Genomic DNA, 15,774 nt, shown 5'->3' with positions numbered 1-15,774 from the left:
TACACGTGTACCTGCATCCCCCCGCGACCCCTAGTGTGGTGCCATGCCTGCAGCGCCGAAGGTCTTCGGAATCATCCTCGCCGGCGGCGAGGGAAAGCGACTCATGCCCCTCACGGCCGATCGCGCGAAACCCGCCGTCCCGTTCGGCGGCCAGTACCGCCTGATCGACTTCGCGATCTCGAACTTGATCAACTCGGGCCTCAGACAGCTGGTCGTGCTGACGCAGTACAAGTCGCACAGCCTCGATCGCCACATCTCGCAGACGTGGCGCATGTCGCCGATGCTGGGCGCCTACGTCGCGTCCGTGCCCGCGCAGCAGCGCCTCGGCAAGCGGTGGTTCTCCGGGTCGGCCGATGCGATCCTCCAGTCGATGAACCTCATCCGCGATGAGAAGCCCGACATCGTCGCCGTCATCGGTGCCGACCACGTCTACCGCATGGACTTCAATCAGATGCTCGATGCGCACATCGCCTCCGATGCGCGCGCCACCATCGCCGGCATACGCCAACCCATCGGACTCGCGAATCAGTTCGGCGTCATCGACACCGATCCGACCGACCCGACGAAGATCCGCGAGTTCCTCGAGAAGCCGCAGAACCCGACCGGGCTCGCCGACGCCCCCCACGAAGTGCTGGCCTCGATGGGCAACTACATCTTCGACGCCGACGCACTCGTCGAGGCCGTGACCCATGACGGCGAGCTGCCGACCTCGGCGCACGACATGGGCGGCGACATCGTGCCCTACTTCGTCAACCGCGGCGAGGCGGCCGTCTACGACTTCCAGCGCAACGACGTTCCGGGCTCCACGCCGCGTGACCGCTCGTACTGGCGCGACGTGGGCACGATCGAGTCGTTCTACGACGCCCACATGGATCTGATCTCCACCCTCCCGATCTTCAACCTGTACAACACGGACTGGCCGATCTACTCGCAGACGTTCAACGCCCCGCCGGCGAAGTTCGTGCGCGACTCGGTCGGCCGCATCGGCAACGCGATCGACTCGATCGTCTCGCTCGGTTCGGTTCTGTCGGGCACGCACCTCGAGCGCAGCGTCGTCGGACCGTGGGCCCTCGCCGGCGGTGGCTCGACGATCACCGACTCGGTGCTCTTCGACAGCGTGCAGGTCGGCGCGGGAGCGCGCATCCACCGTGCGATCCTCGACAAGAACGTCGTGCTCGAGCCCGGCGCGACCATCGGTGTCGACCGCGACCGCGACCTCGCCCGCGGCTTCACGGTCACCGAGACGGGCATCACCGTCGTCGGCAAGGACGTTCACGTCCACGCGTGAGCTGAGCCGGATCCCGGATGCCGAGGATTCCGCATGCCGAAGGGGCGGTGACCGCGATGGTCACCGCCCCTTCGGCATCCTGATCCGGTGGCGCTCAGGCACCCACACGCGGGAACGCATCACGGCTGCTCAAACACCCACACGCGCGAACGCGTCACGGCTGCTCAGGCACTCACGCGCGCAACGCCTCACGGCTGGTCAGACACCCACACGCGCGAACGCGTCACGGCTGATCACCGCCTTCGCGTCGCGCCGGTTCAGACACCCACGCGCGCGAACGCGTCGCGGCTGATGCCCTTCTCGAGCACGGCCTTCGACCACTCGCGGGCACTGTGCAGGCTGTGGTCGCGGTAGTTGCCGCAGCTGTACGCGTCGGTGCCGGGTACGTCGTCCCACTGCACGTCTTCGGCGATCGCGCGCAGCGAGTCGGAGATCGCGTCGACAAGGGATGCCACATCGGGCTCGCCCCACATGATCACGTGGAAGCCGGTGCGGCATCCGAACGGCGAGATGTCGATGAGTCCGTCGATGCGGTCGCGTACGAGGCTCGCGAGCAGGTGCTCGATGGTGTGCAGCCCCGCGGTGGGGATCTCGCCCTCGTTCGGCTGCACGAGACGCAGATCGAAGTTCGAGATGACGTCGCCGCGCGGTCCCGACTCGGAGCCGATCAGGCGCACGTACGGTGCCAGCACGGCGGTGTGATCCAGGGTGAAGCTCTCGACGTCAGCCATGGGGGGTCCCTTCTCGAAGGTCTGGGGTACCGGAAGAGCCTACGCGCGCCCGCCGACATCGACGTCGGTGTGCGACACGGAGCGACCCGGAAGTCACTGTGACACCGTCCGGGCCCGTCCGGCGTCCGGGCCCGTCGGCACGCTGCCCCTCGCGATCGGCGAGCAACTACGCGACCCGCTAGGGTCGAGCGCGTGCCTGCGCCCGCCCGCTTCCTCGTCGTGCTCGACGCCGACTCCACCCTGATCCGCAACGAGGTCATCGAACTCCTCGCCGACGAAGCCGGTCGCGGCGCCGAAGTCGCCGCTGCCACCGAAGCCGCCATGCGCGGAGAGGTCGACTTCGCCACCAGCCTGCGTTCCCGGGTGAAAGCGCTGACCGGCGTCTCCACCGACGCGTTCGCTCGCGCGATCGCCCGTATCGAGCCCACCCCGGGTGTGCGCGAGCTCATCACCGCGGTCCACGAGCGCGGCGGAGTCGTCGGCGTGGTCTCGGGCGGCTTCCACGAGGTACTCGACACCATCGCCCCCGACCTGGGCGTCGACGTCTGGCGTGCGAACCGCCTCGCGGCATCCGAGGGAGCGCTCACGGGCGAGGTCGACGGGGGGATCGTGGATGCCACGGCCAAGGCCGAGACGCTGCAGGCGTGGGCGGCCGAACACGGCGTTCCGCTCGCGCTGACATTCGCGATCGGCGACGGCGCGAACGACCTCGAGATGATGGCGGTCGCGGGCCTGGGGCTGGCCTTCAACGCGAAGCCCGCCGTGCGCGAGCGCGCCGATCTCGTGATCGACGCCGTCGACCTCGCCGAAGTCATCGCCCTGCTGCCTCGCTGACCCCATCGCGCGACGCCCGTCCCGAGACCTGCCCGCGCGAAAGACGTCCGCCGTCGCGATGTGCCGGAGCCCGCAGAGGCGCCCGCCACCCGCTCCCGCCGGTCCGTCGGCGGCCCCTCTTCCCGATGTCGGAACCCCGTCCTACGCTCCGAGCATGGACATCATCCTCGTACCCGGACTCTGGCTCACCGCGTCGTCGTGGGACGACATCGTCCCGGCGCTCGAGGCGGCAGGGCACAGACCGCACCCGTTGAGCATGCCGGGCCCCGCGGTCGGCGACCTGGTCATCGACGACTGGGTCGACGCCGTCGTCTCGGAGGTCGACCGTCTCGATCCGCCCGTCGTGCTCATCGGGCATTCCGGCGGGGGCAACGTCGTGTGGGGTGCCGCCGACCGGCGCCCCGAGCGCATCGCCCGCGTCATCCTGGTCGACACGATCGTGCCGCACCCCGGGGCCATGATCTCGGAGTTCCCCGTCGACGACGGCGTGGTGCACTTCCCGGGCTGGGACTTCTTCGATCACGACGACGTGGCCGACATCGACGACGAGACGCGTCGCCGCACCGCGGAACAGGTGGTCGACGTTCCCGGGCGGGTGCCGACCTCCCCGATCACCCTCGGTGACGACCGTCGATTCTCCGTGCCCGTCACGATCCTGTCCGGTCAGCTCGACGCCGAATCCCTGCCGCGCGTGCTCGCGGACTGGGGCGCCTATGCCGAAGAGCTCGGTCGCATCGACGACGTAGAGGTCGTGCACCTCGGTTCGGGCCACTGGCCGCAGTTCTCGCAACCTGCGGAGTTCGCGGAGAAGCTGGTGGCGGCGGTTCGGTGACACCTCCGTCGGCGCTGACCCGGTGCGCCCGTCCGCGAGATCTCGCGTCCGCGCGACGGTCCCGTGCCCTCAGGTCACGAGGCCTCGGTGCCGTGCGTCAGTGACCCATCCCGAGACCACCGTCGACGGGGATGACGGCGCCCGAAATGTACGCGGCATCGTCTCCGGCCAGCCACGTGACGACACCGGCGACCTCGTCGGGCGTGGCGAAACGTCCGGCAGGGATGCTCTTCTTGTACTCCGCCTGCGTTTCAGCGGGCAGTTCGGCGGTCATGTCGGTCTCGATGAACCCGGGCGCGACGACATTCGCGGTGATGCCGCGCCCGCCGAGCTCGCGGGTCAGCGAACGGGCGAAGCCGACGAGGGCGCTCTTGGAAGCGGCGTAGTTGATCTGCCCCGCCGACCCGTAGAGGCCGACGACGCTGGAAATGAGGATGACCCGACCCCAGCGCGCCTTCAGCATGCCCTTCGACGCCCGCTTCACCACGCGGAAAGCCCCGCCCAGGTTGGTGCTGACCACGCTGTCGAAGTCGTCTTCGCTCATGCGCAGCAGAAGGGTGTCTTTGGTCACCCCGGCGTTCGCGACGACCACGGCGATCGGACCCAGCTCAGTCTCGACCTGCGAGAAGGCGGCGTCCACAGCGGCCGCGTCGGTCACATCGGCACGGACGGTGAGCGTTCCCTCGGGGCCCTCACCCGACCGGGCGGTCACGGCGACCTTCCACCCCTCGGCGACGAAACGCTCGGCGATGGAACGACCGATGCCCCGGTTTCCTCCGGTGACGACGACGACGCGGTCCTGGGACATGGTGACACTCCTGTGCGTGCGGGGACGTAACCGGCCCAGCCTAGCGAGCGCCGCCCCGCGCCGACGGCGGCCCGCGGATGGCCGAGCAGGGCACGGGTTTGACACAGCCCGAGCGGCGCTGGAACGCTGGAACGCAGCACGACGAAAGGCGACCCGTGAGCGACGACCGCACCAACGACCCCTCCCCGTACGGGCACACACCCGAAGCGACCGGCACGGGGGCGACGGGTCCCGACGCAGCGTCTCGTCCGACGGGCGACGGCGTGCCCCCGGCACCTCCTTACGCCGCTCCCCCGGCACCGGGCAGCGGCACCCCCTCGGCGGGGTACGCCGCCCCGCCTGCCCCGGCTTACGGCGAGCCCGCCTACCCGGCACCCGCGTACGACCCGTCTGCTCCCGCCGCCGCCGCACCGGCCTACGGCCAGCAGGACTACGGCCAGCAGACCTACGGCCAGCAATCGTACGGCCAGCAGCCCTATGGCGCGCCCGCCTACGGCTACGGCACCGCCGCGCGCATCAACCCGCTGGCGATCGTCGCGCTCGTGTCGTCGCTCGTGGGTCTGTTCGCCATTCCGGTCATCGGGCAGATCGTCGGCATCATCACCGGCCACATCTCGCTGAAGCAGATCAAGACGACGGGCGAACGCGGACGCGGCATGGCCCTGTCGGGTGTGCTCATCGGCTACATCAGCCTCGGGCTCGGCATCCTCCTCATCATTCTGGCGGCCGTCATCATCGGCGTCACCGGGGGAAGCGACATGCGCTACGGCGCTTGAGCACCCCTTCGACCCTCTGCGGGTAGCGTCCATCGGGCGGCACCCCCAGCAGTGTCGGCGACGCTTGTCATGACGTCGAGACGACGCCCGCGAGAACGCGCCGCCCCCCTCGCCGACGGGCGTACCCTGAGACCACTGTGAAGACAAACCGCGCCCAGTCTGCGACGTCGCTCCCCAAGGCACCTCGGGAGAGCGCCGACGGTCGTTTCGCCAAGTACATGCTGATGATGGGCATCCGCATCGGGTGCTTCCTCGCAATGGCCCTCATCACGCCGTACGGCTGGTACACGTTCGTCTTCGCCGCGGGCGCGATCTTCCTGCCCTACGTGGCCGTGATCGTGGCGAACGTGGGCGAGGACGCCGCCGAAACGACGGCGATCAACCCGGAGCGTGCAATCGAGGCTCCGCGCCCGACGCCGACCGCCGCCGCCGTCGATCCCGACGCGCCGCTCGTCATCCGCATCGCCGAGACTCCGGGCATCAACCCCCCGCGCGACGACCGGTCGTGACCGACGCACCGAACGCGTCCCCCGAACAGACGGGCTCCCTCGGTCAGGCGGCGTCCGACCGACGGACCGCACTCCCCGAACAGACGGGTCCTGGCGGTCAGGCGGCGTTCGGCCAACCGACCGCACTCCCCGATCAGACGGGATCTGCTGGTGAGGCGGCGTCCGAACAACCGACCACACTCGCCGAAGCGGCGGCAGCCGTCGAGCGGACCGTGTGCTCGAGGGCCGGATGCCGTGACCTGGCCATCTGGGCCCTTCGCTGGCGCAACCCCCGCATCCACTCGGCCGACCGCCGCAAGACATGGGTCGCGTGCGACGAACACGTCGTGTACCTCCGGGAATTCCTGAGCGCGCGTGACTTCCCGGTCGAGGTCGCCGCCCTCGCGGCGCGACCCGAGTGAACGCTCGCGCGACAGTTCCTGAGCGCACGGGATTTTCCCGTCGAGGGGACCGTCGGCACGACCCGCGTGAGCACACGTGCAGGCCGAGCGACGTACCCTGGAAGCGTGGCGAGGGAGGATGACGTGAGCGATTCCGCAGCGCGTGTCGTCGGAGTCCGCACGTGAGCGCCCGCGAGACCCCCGCCGCCGCCCGGTGGGCGATGTACGTCGGCGTAGCGATCCTCTTCGCGATCGCGTGCGCGTTCTTGTCGAACTGGCAGTTCTCGCGCAACGCCGAGCGCACCGAGCAGCTGCAGCTCGTGGAGAACAACTACGACGCGACCCCCGTCGCTCTGGAGCAATTGCTCGCCCCCGGAGCCGAGCTGAACCCCGCAGACGAATGGCGCCCGGTGCGCCTCGAGGGCCGCTACCTCGCCGATGAGCAGCTCCTCGTGCGCAATCGCGCGCACGGCGGCTCCGCGGCCTACGAGCAGCTCGTGCCTTTCCGTCTCGACGACGGCCGCGTCGTCCTCGTCGACCGCGGATGGCTACCGCCGGGCAACAGCCAGTCGGCGCCCGATGAGATCCCCGTGCCGCCGGCGGGCGAGGTCACCCTTGAGGTGCGCCTGCGCCCCGGCGAGGCGGCCCCCACCTCGGGTCGATCGGCCGAGCCCGGCCAGGTGCCGACGATCAACCTCGGGTTGGTCGCCGAGCAGACGGGGCCGCTCGAACAGGGGGCCTACGGACTGTTGATGTCGGAGACCCCCGCCCCGGTGACGGCTCCGTTCACTATTGACCCGCCGAGCAACGATCCGGGCCCCTACCTCTCGTACGCGATCCAGTGGATCCTGTTCGCGGTGATGGGTTTCGCCTTCATCGGCTACGTCATCGTGAACGAGCGCAGGCTCCGTCGAGAAGACGCCGAAGACGACTCCGCCCCGGTCGCGGCGGTCGAGACCGTGCCGAAGGAAGCCCGCCGCGTCGACCCGGTCGCCCTGCACCGTTTGCGGAAGCGTCCGCGCGACCGCGACGCCGACGACGAAGACGCCCTGCTCGACGCCCGGTGATCTCACGGACGCCGGCTACCCGGCATCCATCCGCTCCGAACGCGTGCACGTCCGGGTGATGGGGCGAGGGCGCGGCGGCGGCGGTGATCAGATTCGGGAGAGCACACGAGCGTGACCAGGCCAGCGTCACCAGGCCAGCGTCACCAGGCCAGCGTCAGCCGAGCGTGATCAGGCGAGCGTGATCAGATCGGCGTAGTCGCGGCCCCAGATGTCCTCGACGCCGTCGGGGAGGATCAGCACGCGCTCGGGGTTCAGCGCCTCGACGGCACCCTCGTCGTGCGAGACGAGCACGACGGCGCCCTCGTAGTGCGCGAGCGCGCCGAGGATCTCCTCGCGCGAGGCGGGGTCGAGGTTGTTCGTCGGCTCATCGAGCAGCAGCATGTTCGCCGACGACACCACCAGCGTCGCGAGCGATAGGCGCGTCTTCTCGCCACCCGAGAGGACCCCTGCGGGCTTGAGCACGTCGTCGCCGACGAACAGGAACGATCCGAGTACCTTGCGGGCCTCGGTCGCGGTGATGTGGGGCGCGGCCGACATCATGTTGTCGAGCACGGACCGCGAGACGTCGAGGTTCTCGTGCTCCTGCGCGTAGTAGCCGATCTTCAGGCCGTGACCGGGCTCGAGCTGGCCGGTGTCGGGCTGGTCGACACCCGCGAGGATGCGCAGCAGCGTCGTCTTTCCGGCGCCGTTGAGACCCAGGATGACGACGCGCGAGCCGCGGTCGATCGCGAGGTCGACGTCGGTGAAGATCTCCAGCGATCCGTACGACTTCGACAGCCCCGACGCCATGAGCGGCGTCTTGCCGCAGGGCGCGGGCTTGGGGAAGCGGAGCTTCGCGACCCGCTCGTCCTGACGCACCTCGTCGAGGCCAGAGAGCATCTTCTCGGCGCGCGCGACCATCTGATGGGCGGCGGCGGCCTTCGACGCCTTCGCGCCGAAGCGCGCGGCCTGCAACTGCAGCGCCGTGGCCTTCTTCTCGACGTTGACGCGCTCCTTCTTGCGGCGTTCTTCGTCGGCCACCCGCTGGCGCAGGTAGTTCTTCCAGTTCATGTTGTAGATGTCGATGACCTGGCGGTTGGCATCCAGATAGAAGACGCGGTTCACCGTCTCGCCGACGAGTTCGACATCGTGCGAGATGACGATGAGACCGCCCTTGTAGCCCTTGAGGAACTCGCGCAGCCACACGACGCTGTCGGCGTCGAGGTGGTTGGTCGGCTCGTCGAGGATCATCGTGCGGGCGTCCGAGAAGAGGATGCGCGCGAGCTCGATGCGACGACGCTGCCCACCCGACAGGGTCTTTAGCTGCTGATCGAGAATGCGGTCGGGAAGCGAGAGGTTGTGGGCGATGGATGCCGCCTCGGCCTCGGCCGCGTACCCGCCCGCCGCTTCGAATCGCTCGGTGAGGTTGGCGTACTTCTTCATCGCCTTCGCCGCGACCGCGGCGTCGTCGTCGGCCATGGCCAGCGACGCCTCGTGCATGCCGAGCGCGAGCGAACCGAGGCCGCGGGCGTCGAGGATGCGCGTACGCGCGAGCATCTCGGGGTCACCCGAACGCGGGTCCTGAGGCAGATAGCCGAGCTCTCCCGAGCGGTCGACGCCGCCGTTCGAGGGCAGGAGATCGCCCGCGAGCACCTTGGTCAGCGTCGTCTTGCCGGCGCCGTTGCGCCCGACGAGACCGATCTTGTCGCCGTCGGAGACGCGGAACGCCACATCGGACATGAGCACGCGGGCACCCACGCGGATCTCGAGGTCATGTACGGCGAGCACGGCGAACGTCCGTTCTTCGGGGTTTGGGGAGCGGCCAGACGATGGCCAGCCACCCAGTATAAGTCGCCTTCCCGAACGTCCCCCGACAGGGTTCTCACCGAGGGACCGCGTACCCCGGATGCCGCGTGCTCGTGCGCATCACCGAGCCCCTCGTCGGATAGCTCGGCGTCGAACCGTTCGACCCCCGTCTGGGCATCCGGGTTTGCGTTCTCACCCGATTGCTGACCTAAGCTAAGCCTGTCCTTACTTAGATCACAGGAGGCTCTCTGTGTCCCGATTCCGCGCTCTGGCGGCCCTCGCCGTCGGTTCCGCCCTCGTCCTCACCGGCTGCGCCGGTACGTCCGCGTCCCCCGAAGGAGAGGCGGCGCAGGGGTCCGACGGCGTGTTCCCCGTCACGGTCGACAGCGCCCTCGGCCAGGCCGTGATCGAGAAGAAGCCCGAGCGCGTCGCCACTGTCGCCTGGTCCAACCAGGAGGTCCCCCTCGCACTCGGCATCGTGCCCGTAGGAATGGCGAAGGCCACCTGGGGCGACGACGACGGCGATGGCATCCTCCCCTGGGTCGAAGACAAGCTGACCGAGCTCGGCGGCGAGACCCCCGTGCTCTTCGACGAGACCGACGGCATCGACTTCGAGGCCGTGGCCGACACGCAGCCCGACGTCATCCTCGCCGCATACTCGGGTCTGACGCAGGAGGACTACGACACCCTGTCGAAGATCGCGCCCGTCGTCGCCTACCCCGACGCCGCCTGGGGCACCACGCTCGACCAGATGATCCAGCTCAACTCCCAGGCATTGGGCCTGAAGAGCGAGGGCGACGCCCTCATCGAACAGATCAAGACCGAGTCGCAGGAGGCCTTCGCCGCGCACCCGGAGCTCGCCGACGTCGCGCCGCTGTTCGCCTTCACCGACCCCACCGATCTCAGCAAGATCACGTACTACACCTCGCACGACCCGCGCGCCGGCTACCTGCACGAGCTCGGCATGCCCGAGCCCGAGCAGGTGACGAAGACCTCCGCCGAGATCGACGCGTTCTACAGCGACATCAGCTCCGAGAACGCCGATGTCTTCGGCGACGTGGGCCTGTGGATCACCTACGGCAACACCGACGGCTCCACCGTCGCCCAGCTGCAGGCCGACCCGCTGCTGTCGCAGATCCCCGCCATCGCGGCCGGCCACATCGCCGTCCTCGAAGACGGAACTCCCCTCGCCGCCTCGGCCAACCCCTCGCCGCTGTCGATCAGCTGGGGCTTCGACAAATACCTCGACCTGCTGACCACCGCCGTCGGCTGATCCCCCACCTCACCGGACCGCGCCCCTCGTGACCACTCGCTCCCCCGTCGTCGACGCACTCCCGGATGCCGCCTCCCTACGGCGTCCGGCGAGTCGCCGCCTTCTGTGGGTGCTGGTGCTCACGGGGGGCCTGGTCGTGGTGTCGGCGGCATCCGTCGCCTTCGGCACCCGCGATGTCTCCCTCGCCGAGATCGCCTCTGCGTTCACCGGCGGGGGCGGCGTCGGGGAAGCCGCGGTGATCGCCCGTGTGCCCCGCACCGTGCTCGGCTTGCTCGTCGGCGCCGCCCTCGCCATGGCGGGGCTGACGATGCAGGCCGTCACCCGCAATCCGCTCGCCGACCCCGGCATCCTCGGCGTCTCCGCCGGGGCGGCGCTCGCCGTCGTCACCGGCATCGCCTTCTTCGGGCTCTCCAGCTCGACCGGGTACATGGGTTTCGCGATCGTGGGGGCGGCGGTCGCCGCGGTCTTCGTCTACACCGTGGGCTCACTCGGTCGCGGCGGCGCGACCCCCCTCAAGCTCGCCCTCGCGGGAGCTGCGACCACGGCCGCATTCGGCTCGCTGTCGAGCGCGATTCTGCTCCCCCGCGTCGACCTGCTCGAGGTCTTCCGGTTCTGGCAGATCGGCGGCATCGGCGGTGCGACCTGGGAGCGCGTGCAGGTCGTCCTGCCGGTCCTGCTGATCGGCGGCCTCGTCTGCGTCCTGTGCTCCCGCGGTATGAACTCCCTCGCGCTCGGTGACGACGTCGCCACGGGGCTCGGCGAGCACGTGGGGCGCACGCGCCTGATCGCCTCCGCCGGCGCGGTCGTGCTCGTGGGCGCCGCCACCGCTGTCGCGGGCCCCATCGCCTTCGTCGGCCTCGTGGTGCCCCACGTCTGCCGCATGCTCATCGGCACCGACCACCGCTGGCTCGTGCCCTTCTCCGCTCTGGGCGGGGCGATCCTTCTCGTCGGCGCCGACGTCGTGGGCCGCCTCGTCGCGCGCCCCACCGAGGTCGAGGTCGGCATCCTCACCGCCCTGATCGGTGCCCCCTTCTTCATCTGGATCGTCCGCCGGCAGAAGGTGCGCGAACTGTGAGCACGCAGACCCTCTCGCCCCGGGGCGATGCCGCGACGGCATCCGTGCCCGATGTCGCAGCGCTCGTCCGCGGCCGGCGCGGCCGCGCGCGTCGACGGGTCCTCGTGGCCGCGATCCTGTTCAGCGCGGTCGTCATCGTCTACGTCGTGACGCTGATGGTCGGCAACACTTTCTATACCCCCGATCAGGTCATCCGCGTGATCCTCGGTCAGACGGTGCCGGGCGCCTCCTTCACCATCGGCGAACTCCGCCTCCCGCGCGCCAGTCTCGGACTGCTCTCGGGCCTCGCGTTCGGCATGGCCGGCGTGACGTTCCAGACCATGCTGCGAAACCCCCTCGCCTCCCCCGACATCATCGGTATCTCCTCGGGTGCCAGCGCCTTCGCCGTCGTCGCGATCATCGGTTTCTCCCTCTCGGATGCGGCCGTCTCGGCGTTCGCCCTGGTCGGCGCCCTGGCCACGGCCGGAGCCATCTATCTGCTGTCTCGTCGCGGGGCCTTCACCGGCACGCGACTCGTGCTCATCGGCATCGGCGTCGCCGCCATGCTCGACAGCGTCACGACATGGATGCTCACCCGCGCGGCCAACTGGGATCTGCAGACGGCGATGCAGTGGCTCACCGGCAGCCTCAACAACGCCTCGTGGGAGCGCCTGCTGCCCCTGGCTGCCACCGTCGTGGTCGTTCTGCCGCTCATGGTCGCCAACACCCGCGGGCTCGCTGTCCTGCGCCTGGGTGACGACTCCGCCGCCGGTCTCGGCGTTCGAGTCGAGCGCACGCGTGTGCTGCTCATCGTCGGCGCCGTCGTGATGCTGGCCGTCGCCACCGCGGCGAGCGGCCCCATCGCTTTCGTGGCGTTCATGGCCGGCCCCATCGCCGCCCGTCTCATCGGGCCGGGCGGCTCGCTCCTGGTGCCCGCCGGTCTCGTCGGCGCCCTGCTCGTCATGCTCAGCGACCTGCTCGGACAGTTCGCCTTCGACAACCGCTATCCCGTCGGCGTCATCACGGGCGTGCTTGGCGCGCCTTACCTCATCTACCTCCTCATCAGGACCAACCGTTCCGGAGGCTCACTGTGACCACCCCCGCGCGCTCCCAGCCAGAGGGAGCCCTCTCGTGACCGCGAACCGAACGCTCACGGCTGAGGGGCTCACTCTCGCGTACGGCGACCGCACGATCGTCGACGACCTCGACATCACCTTCCCCGCCGGTCGCATCACCGCGATCGTCGGCGCCAACGGCTGCGGCAAGTCGACCCTCCTCCGCGCGCTCGCGCGTCTGCTTCCGCCCAAGGCCGGGCGCGTCGTGCTCGACGGCAAGGCGCTGCACGAACGCCCCTCCAAGGAGGTCGCGCGCATCCTCGGCCTGCTCCCGCAGAGCCCGATCGCTCCCGAGGGCATCGCCGTGGCCGACCTGGTCGGCCGCGGACGCCACCCCCACCAGCGCGCGCTCGCCCGGTGGAGCGCTCGCGACTACGAGGTCGTGGCCGAGGCCCTCGCCGCGACCGGCATCAGCGACCTCGCCGACCGTTCGATCGACGAGCTGTCCGGCGGGCAGCGTCAGCGCGTGTGGATCGCCATGGCGCTCGCCCAAGAGACCGACATCCTGCTGCTCGACGAGCCGACGACCTTCCTCGACGTCGCGCACCAGGTCGAGGTCCTCGACCTGCTCACCGACCTCAACCGCGACCGCGGCACGACGACGGTGATGGTCCTGCACGACATGAACATGGCCGCCCGTTACGCCGATCACCTCATCGCGCTCCGCGAGGGGCACGTGGTCGCCGCCGGAGACCCCACCACCGTCATGACCTCCGAGCTCATCCGCGAGGTCTTCGGACTCGACGCCCTCGTCGTCCCCGACCCCGTCTCCGGCACCCCGCTCGTCCTCCCCCGCGGCCGCCACCACGTCAGTCCGCGCGTGCCCGCCGCCGACACCGTTCAGGAGCCCCTCGATGTCTTCCCCTCGTGAGACCTCCCGCTTCTTCCGCGTCCGCGTCGCACGCATCACCGACCTCACGCCGAGCTTCCGGCGTTTCACGTTCACGGGCGACGACCTCAATGAGTACGGCGACCCCGGCTTCGATCAGCGCATCAAGGTCGTCTTCCCCACCGAGACTCTGGGGTTGGATGCCATGCCCACGGGCTCGGACTGGTGGACCGACTGGCGCGCCCTTCCTGACGAAGGCCGCCTGCCCTTCCGCACTTACACGACGCGGGCGGTGCGGCGCGGCGATCGCGAGGTCGACATCGACATGGTCGCTCACGAGGTGATCGGACCGGCGTCGGCCTGGATCGAAAGCGCGCGCCCCGGCGACGAGGTGCTCATCTTCGCCCCCACCATCGCCCTCACCGACGTGAGCTTCGGCGTCGACTTCGTCCCGCCTGCCCAGACCGGCGAATACCTTCTCGCCGGCGATGAGACCGCCGCCCCCGCCATCGCGGTCATCCTCGAACAACTCCCGGCCGATGCCACGGGCACCGTCGTGCTCGAAGTGCCCACGCCCGAAGACTGCGCCTACCTGCCGCGGCATCCGGGATTCTCATTCCGCGTCGCGGCCCGAGCGGACGGCGACCGTCACGCGCACCTGGTCACCGCCACGCGCGACGCGGCCTTCGCTCTCACCCCCGAGGGCCACGGCGACGAGGTCGAAGAGATCGACATCGACGAGGGCATGCTCTGGGAGGTCCCGCGCACGGCCAAAGGCGGCGCGGCGCTGAAGAAGGCGCCGCTGTACGCCTGGCTCGCGGGCGAGGCGTCGGCGATCAAGGCGCTCCGCCGTCACCTCGTGACCGAGCGCGGCGTCGACCGGCGCGCCGTGGCCTTCATGGGGTACTGGCGAACGGGCCGCGCCGAGTTCTGACAGGACTCGGGATGCCGCGCTCCCTCGCCCAGGCGGCCGTTAGGGTGGGCGACGAGTCGGACAGCCCAGCGTGGGCGACGTGGCCACAGAGGGGAGCACTCATGCGTATCAGCGCACGCAATCGGTTGAAGGGCACCATCGTCGAGGTCACGAAGGGGGCGACGACCGCTCACGTTCGTATCGATGTGGGCGGCTCGATCGTGACCGCGTCGATCACCAACGACGCTGTCGACGAGCTGGGGCTCGCCGTCGGCGTCGAGGCGTACGCCGTGGTGAAGGCATCCGACGTCATGGTCGCCGTCGAGGACTGACCGACTCCCCGCATCACGTCGTCTTCGACCGCCGAGCCTCCGAGACGCTCGGGACGCCGGCGGTCGGCGTCGTGCTCAGCCTCGCGGTACCAGTTGTCCGATGCGCTCGATCGCCTCGCGCAGCACCTCGGGCGCGCATCCCACGTTGATCCGCACGTGCCCGACGCCCTCCTCGCCGAACAGCGGGCCGTGGTGGAGCGCGACCTTCGCCTCGCGGCGGATGAACGGCGCGGGGTTCTCCCCCCACCCGTAGGCCGAGACGTCGACCCAGGCGAGGAACCCGGCGTCGGGGATACGGTACCGCGCGAGCGGGAGGTGCTCGGCGAGCAGGTCCGCCAGCAGGCGGCGGTTGTGATCGAGGGCGGCCAACAGCCCTTCCAGCCACTCATCGCTGTCGGCCGAGAACGCGGCACGGTTGGCGATGACGCCGAACAGCCCCGCACGCCACTCCACCTCCCAGGGCAACGCGCGCACGACCGCGGCGGTCTCTTCGGCACCGGTCACGATGACCGCGCACTTCAGCCCTGCGAGGTTGTAGGTCTTGCTGGCACTCGTCACGGTGTACCCGACCGCGGCCGCCTCGGGCGCTGCATCCAGGAACGGGGTGAACACCGCGGGGGCGTGCGTGAGAGGAGCATGGATCTCGTCGCTGACGACCGTCGCCCCGTAGCGATGCGCCAGTCGCGCAAGGGCGGCGAGCGAGGCGCGCGTGTGCACCGTGCCGGTGGGGTTGTGCGGATTGCACAACAGCACCGACCGCGCGCCGGCGGCGAAGGCCCGTTCGATTCCCTCGAGATCGAGTCGCCAGCCCTCGCCGTCGTCGGTCAGGGGAACCCGCTCCACGATCGCGCCCGCCTCTTCGACCGTGTCGTAGAAGGGCGGGTACACCGGCGTGGTGACGATCACGCGGTCGCCGGGCGAGGTGACGGCACGCAGCACCTCGACGACCCCCATCATCACGTCGCCCGTCCAGCGGATGCGCGACGGGTCGGGACGCCAACCCCAGTGACGCTCGGCGAAGTCCGCGAAGTCGAGGTCGATCCCCGGTCGCGGCGGGGTGTACCCGGTGTCGCCGATCTCCACCGCGCGGTGAAGGGCGGCCGTGATGCCGGGAGCCAATGCGAAGTCGGTCTCGGCGACGAACATGGGGATCACGTCGTCACCGTACGAGCGCCACTTCGTGCTCGTTCGCTGACGGAGGAGGGCGAGCGGCAGGGCCTGGAGGGGAGGAACGCTCATGTCGCGAGC

At 69.8% G+C, this 15,774-nt stretch carries 17 protein-coding genes; 13 read left to right on the top strand and 4 right to left on the bottom strand.

From position 1 onward, the window contains the following. Window positions 1-43 precede the first annotated feature (43 nt). A complete protein-coding gene (glgC, locus tag ACXKZF_RS06735; RefSeq protein WP_055955094.1) occupies window positions 44-1,288 on the top strand; it encodes a glucose-1-phosphate adenylyltransferase in 1,245 nt (414 codons plus the stop codon). Window positions 1,289-1,545: 257 nt separating this feature from the next. Here glgC and ACXKZF_RS06730 read toward each other — a convergent pair whose 3' ends face one another. Continuing rightward, complete coding sequence (locus ACXKZF_RS06730; RefSeq protein ID WP_183419517.1) at window positions 1,546-2,019, bottom strand: S-ribosylhomocysteine lyase; 474 nt, start codon at window positions 2,017-2,019, stop codon at window positions 1,546-1,548. 192 nt (window positions 2,020-2,211) lie between these two features. On the opposite strand from ACXKZF_RS06730, the gene serB reads away from it, so the two are divergent. Both serB and ACXKZF_RS06720 read left to right on the top strand, forming a co-directional pair. Next, entirely contained in the window at window positions 2,212-2,853 is a 642-nt protein-coding gene (serB, locus tag ACXKZF_RS06725) for a phosphoserine phosphatase SerB (protein ID WP_488985764.1), read from the top strand. Window positions 2,854-3,007: 154 nt separating this feature from the next. Continuing rightward, window positions 3,008-3,685, top strand: a complete 678-nt coding sequence (locus tag ACXKZF_RS06720; protein WP_055955102.1) for an alpha/beta fold hydrolase — start codon at window positions 3,008-3,010, stop codon at window positions 3,683-3,685. Window positions 3,686-3,782: 97 nt separating this feature from the next. Here ACXKZF_RS06720 and fabG read toward each other — a convergent pair whose 3' ends face one another. Then, entirely contained in the window at window positions 3,783-4,493 is a 711-nt protein-coding gene (gene fabG / locus ACXKZF_RS06715; protein WP_055955105.1) for a 3-oxoacyl-ACP reductase FabG, read from the bottom strand. 155 nt (window positions 4,494-4,648) lie between these two features. On the opposite strand from fabG, the gene ACXKZF_RS06710 reads away from it, so the two are divergent. The 4 genes from ACXKZF_RS06710 (at window position 4,649) to ACXKZF_RS06695 (ending at window position 7,225) form a co-directional block, all read left to right on the top strand. Beyond that, window positions 4,649-5,269: a DUF4190 domain-containing protein gene (locus ACXKZF_RS06710; RefSeq protein WP_488985763.1), complete on the top strand. Its 621-nt coding sequence runs from the start codon at window positions 4,649-4,651 to the stop codon at window positions 5,267-5,269. 137 nt (window positions 5,270-5,406) lie between these two features. Then, entirely contained in the window at window positions 5,407-5,778 is a 372-nt protein-coding gene (locus ACXKZF_RS06705) for a DUF3099 domain-containing protein (protein ID WP_488985762.1), read from the top strand. 212 nt (window positions 5,779-5,990) lie between these two features. After that, on the top strand, window positions 5,991-6,179 hold the full coding sequence (locus ACXKZF_RS06700) for a hypothetical protein (RefSeq protein ID WP_488985975.1): 189 nt from the start codon (window positions 5,991-5,993) through the stop codon (window positions 6,177-6,179). Window positions 6,180-6,379: 200 nt separating this feature from the next. After that, on the top strand, window positions 6,380-7,225 hold the full coding sequence (locus ACXKZF_RS06695) for an SURF1 family cytochrome oxidase biogenesis protein (protein WP_488985974.1): 846 nt from the start codon (window positions 6,380-6,382) through the stop codon (window positions 7,223-7,225). A gap of 168 nt (window positions 7,226-7,393) precedes the next feature. Here ACXKZF_RS06695 and ACXKZF_RS06690 read toward each other — a convergent pair whose 3' ends face one another. After that, a complete protein-coding gene (locus tag ACXKZF_RS06690; protein WP_055955111.1) occupies window positions 7,394-8,992 on the bottom strand; it encodes an ABC-F family ATP-binding cassette domain-containing protein in 1,599 nt (532 codons plus the stop codon). Between the two features lie 268 nt (window positions 8,993-9,260). Between ACXKZF_RS06690 and ACXKZF_RS06685 the strand changes: the two genes are divergently transcribed. The 6 genes from ACXKZF_RS06685 (at window position 9,261) to ACXKZF_RS06660 (ending at window position 14,526) form a co-directional block, all read left to right on the top strand. After that, on the top strand, window positions 9,261-10,283 hold the full coding sequence (locus tag ACXKZF_RS06685; protein ID WP_055955114.1) for an iron-siderophore ABC transporter substrate-binding protein: 1,023 nt from the start codon (window positions 9,261-9,263) through the stop codon (window positions 10,281-10,283). A gap of 28 nt (window positions 10,284-10,311) precedes the next feature. Continuing rightward, the gene (locus tag ACXKZF_RS06680) at window positions 10,312-11,358 is read left to right on the top strand and encodes a FecCD family ABC transporter permease (RefSeq protein ID WP_488985761.1); all 1,047 of its coding nucleotides are present in this window, start codon (window positions 10,312-10,314) and stop codon (window positions 11,356-11,358) included. Continuing rightward, the gene (locus ACXKZF_RS06675) at window positions 11,355-12,431 is read left to right on the top strand and encodes a FecCD family ABC transporter permease (protein ID WP_488985760.1); all 1,077 of its coding nucleotides are present in this window, start codon (window positions 11,355-11,357) and stop codon (window positions 12,429-12,431) included. The genes ACXKZF_RS06680 and ACXKZF_RS06675 overlap by 4 nt, the downstream gene beginning before the upstream one ends. A gap of 37 nt (window positions 12,432-12,468) precedes the next feature. After that, a complete protein-coding gene (locus tag ACXKZF_RS06670; RefSeq protein WP_488985759.1) occupies window positions 12,469-13,323 on the top strand; it encodes an ABC transporter ATP-binding protein in 855 nt (284 codons plus the stop codon). Further along, a complete protein-coding gene (locus ACXKZF_RS06665; protein WP_488985758.1) occupies window positions 13,307-14,215 on the top strand; it encodes a siderophore-interacting protein in 909 nt (302 codons plus the stop codon). The genes ACXKZF_RS06670 and ACXKZF_RS06665 overlap by 17 nt, the downstream gene beginning before the upstream one ends. 101 nt (window positions 14,216-14,316) lie before the next feature. Further along, entirely contained in the window at window positions 14,317-14,526 is a 210-nt protein-coding gene (locus ACXKZF_RS06660; RefSeq protein ID WP_055955125.1) for a TOBE domain-containing protein, read from the top strand. A 75-nt stretch (window positions 14,527-14,601) separates the two neighbouring features. Here ACXKZF_RS06660 and ACXKZF_RS06655 read toward each other — a convergent pair whose 3' ends face one another. Continuing rightward, on the bottom strand, window positions 14,602-15,765 hold the full coding sequence (locus tag ACXKZF_RS06655) for a MalY/PatB family protein (protein ID WP_488985757.1): 1,164 nt from the start codon (window positions 15,763-15,765) through the stop codon (window positions 14,602-14,604). Window positions 15,766-15,774 lie beyond the last annotated feature (9 nt).

The sequence above is a fragment of the Microbacterium sp. ABR10 genome (assembly GCF_057812175.1).
This window is presented reverse-complemented; position numbering and strand designations above follow the sequence as displayed.

What these genes read in the sequence shown, in the direction of transcription:
- ACXKZF_RS06720 (WP_055955102.1), top strand. Translation starts at nt 3,008, where the DNA reads ATGGACATCATCCTCGTACCCGGACTCTGGCTCACCGCGTCGTCGTGG.
- ACXKZF_RS06695 (WP_488985974.1), top strand. Translation starts at nt 6,380, where the DNA reads ATGTACGTCGGCGTAGCGATCCTCTTCGCGATCGCGTGCGCGTTCTTG.
- ACXKZF_RS06655 (WP_488985757.1), bottom strand. Translation starts at nt 15,765, where the DNA reads ATGAGCGTTCCTCCCCTCCAGGCCCTGCCGCTCGCCCTCCTCCGTCAG.
- ACXKZF_RS06660 (WP_055955125.1), top strand. Translation starts at nt 14,317, where the DNA reads ATGCGTATCAGCGCACGCAATCGGTTGAAGGGCACCATCGTCGAGGTC.
- ACXKZF_RS06730 (WP_183419517.1), bottom strand. Translation starts at nt 2,019, where the DNA reads ATGGCTGACGTCGAGAGCTTCACCCTGGATCACACCGCCGTGCTGGCA.
- ACXKZF_RS06665 (WP_488985758.1), top strand. Translation starts at nt 13,307, where the DNA reads ATGTCTTCCCCTCGTGAGACCTCCCGCTTCTTCCGCGTCCGCGTCGCA.
- fabG (WP_055955105.1), bottom strand. Translation starts at nt 4,493, where the DNA reads ATGTCCCAGGACCGCGTCGTCGTCGTCACCGGAGGAAACCGGGGCATC.
- glgC (WP_055955094.1), top strand. Translation starts at nt 44, where the DNA reads ATGCCTGCAGCGCCGAAGGTCTTCGGAATCATCCTCGCCGGCGGCGAG.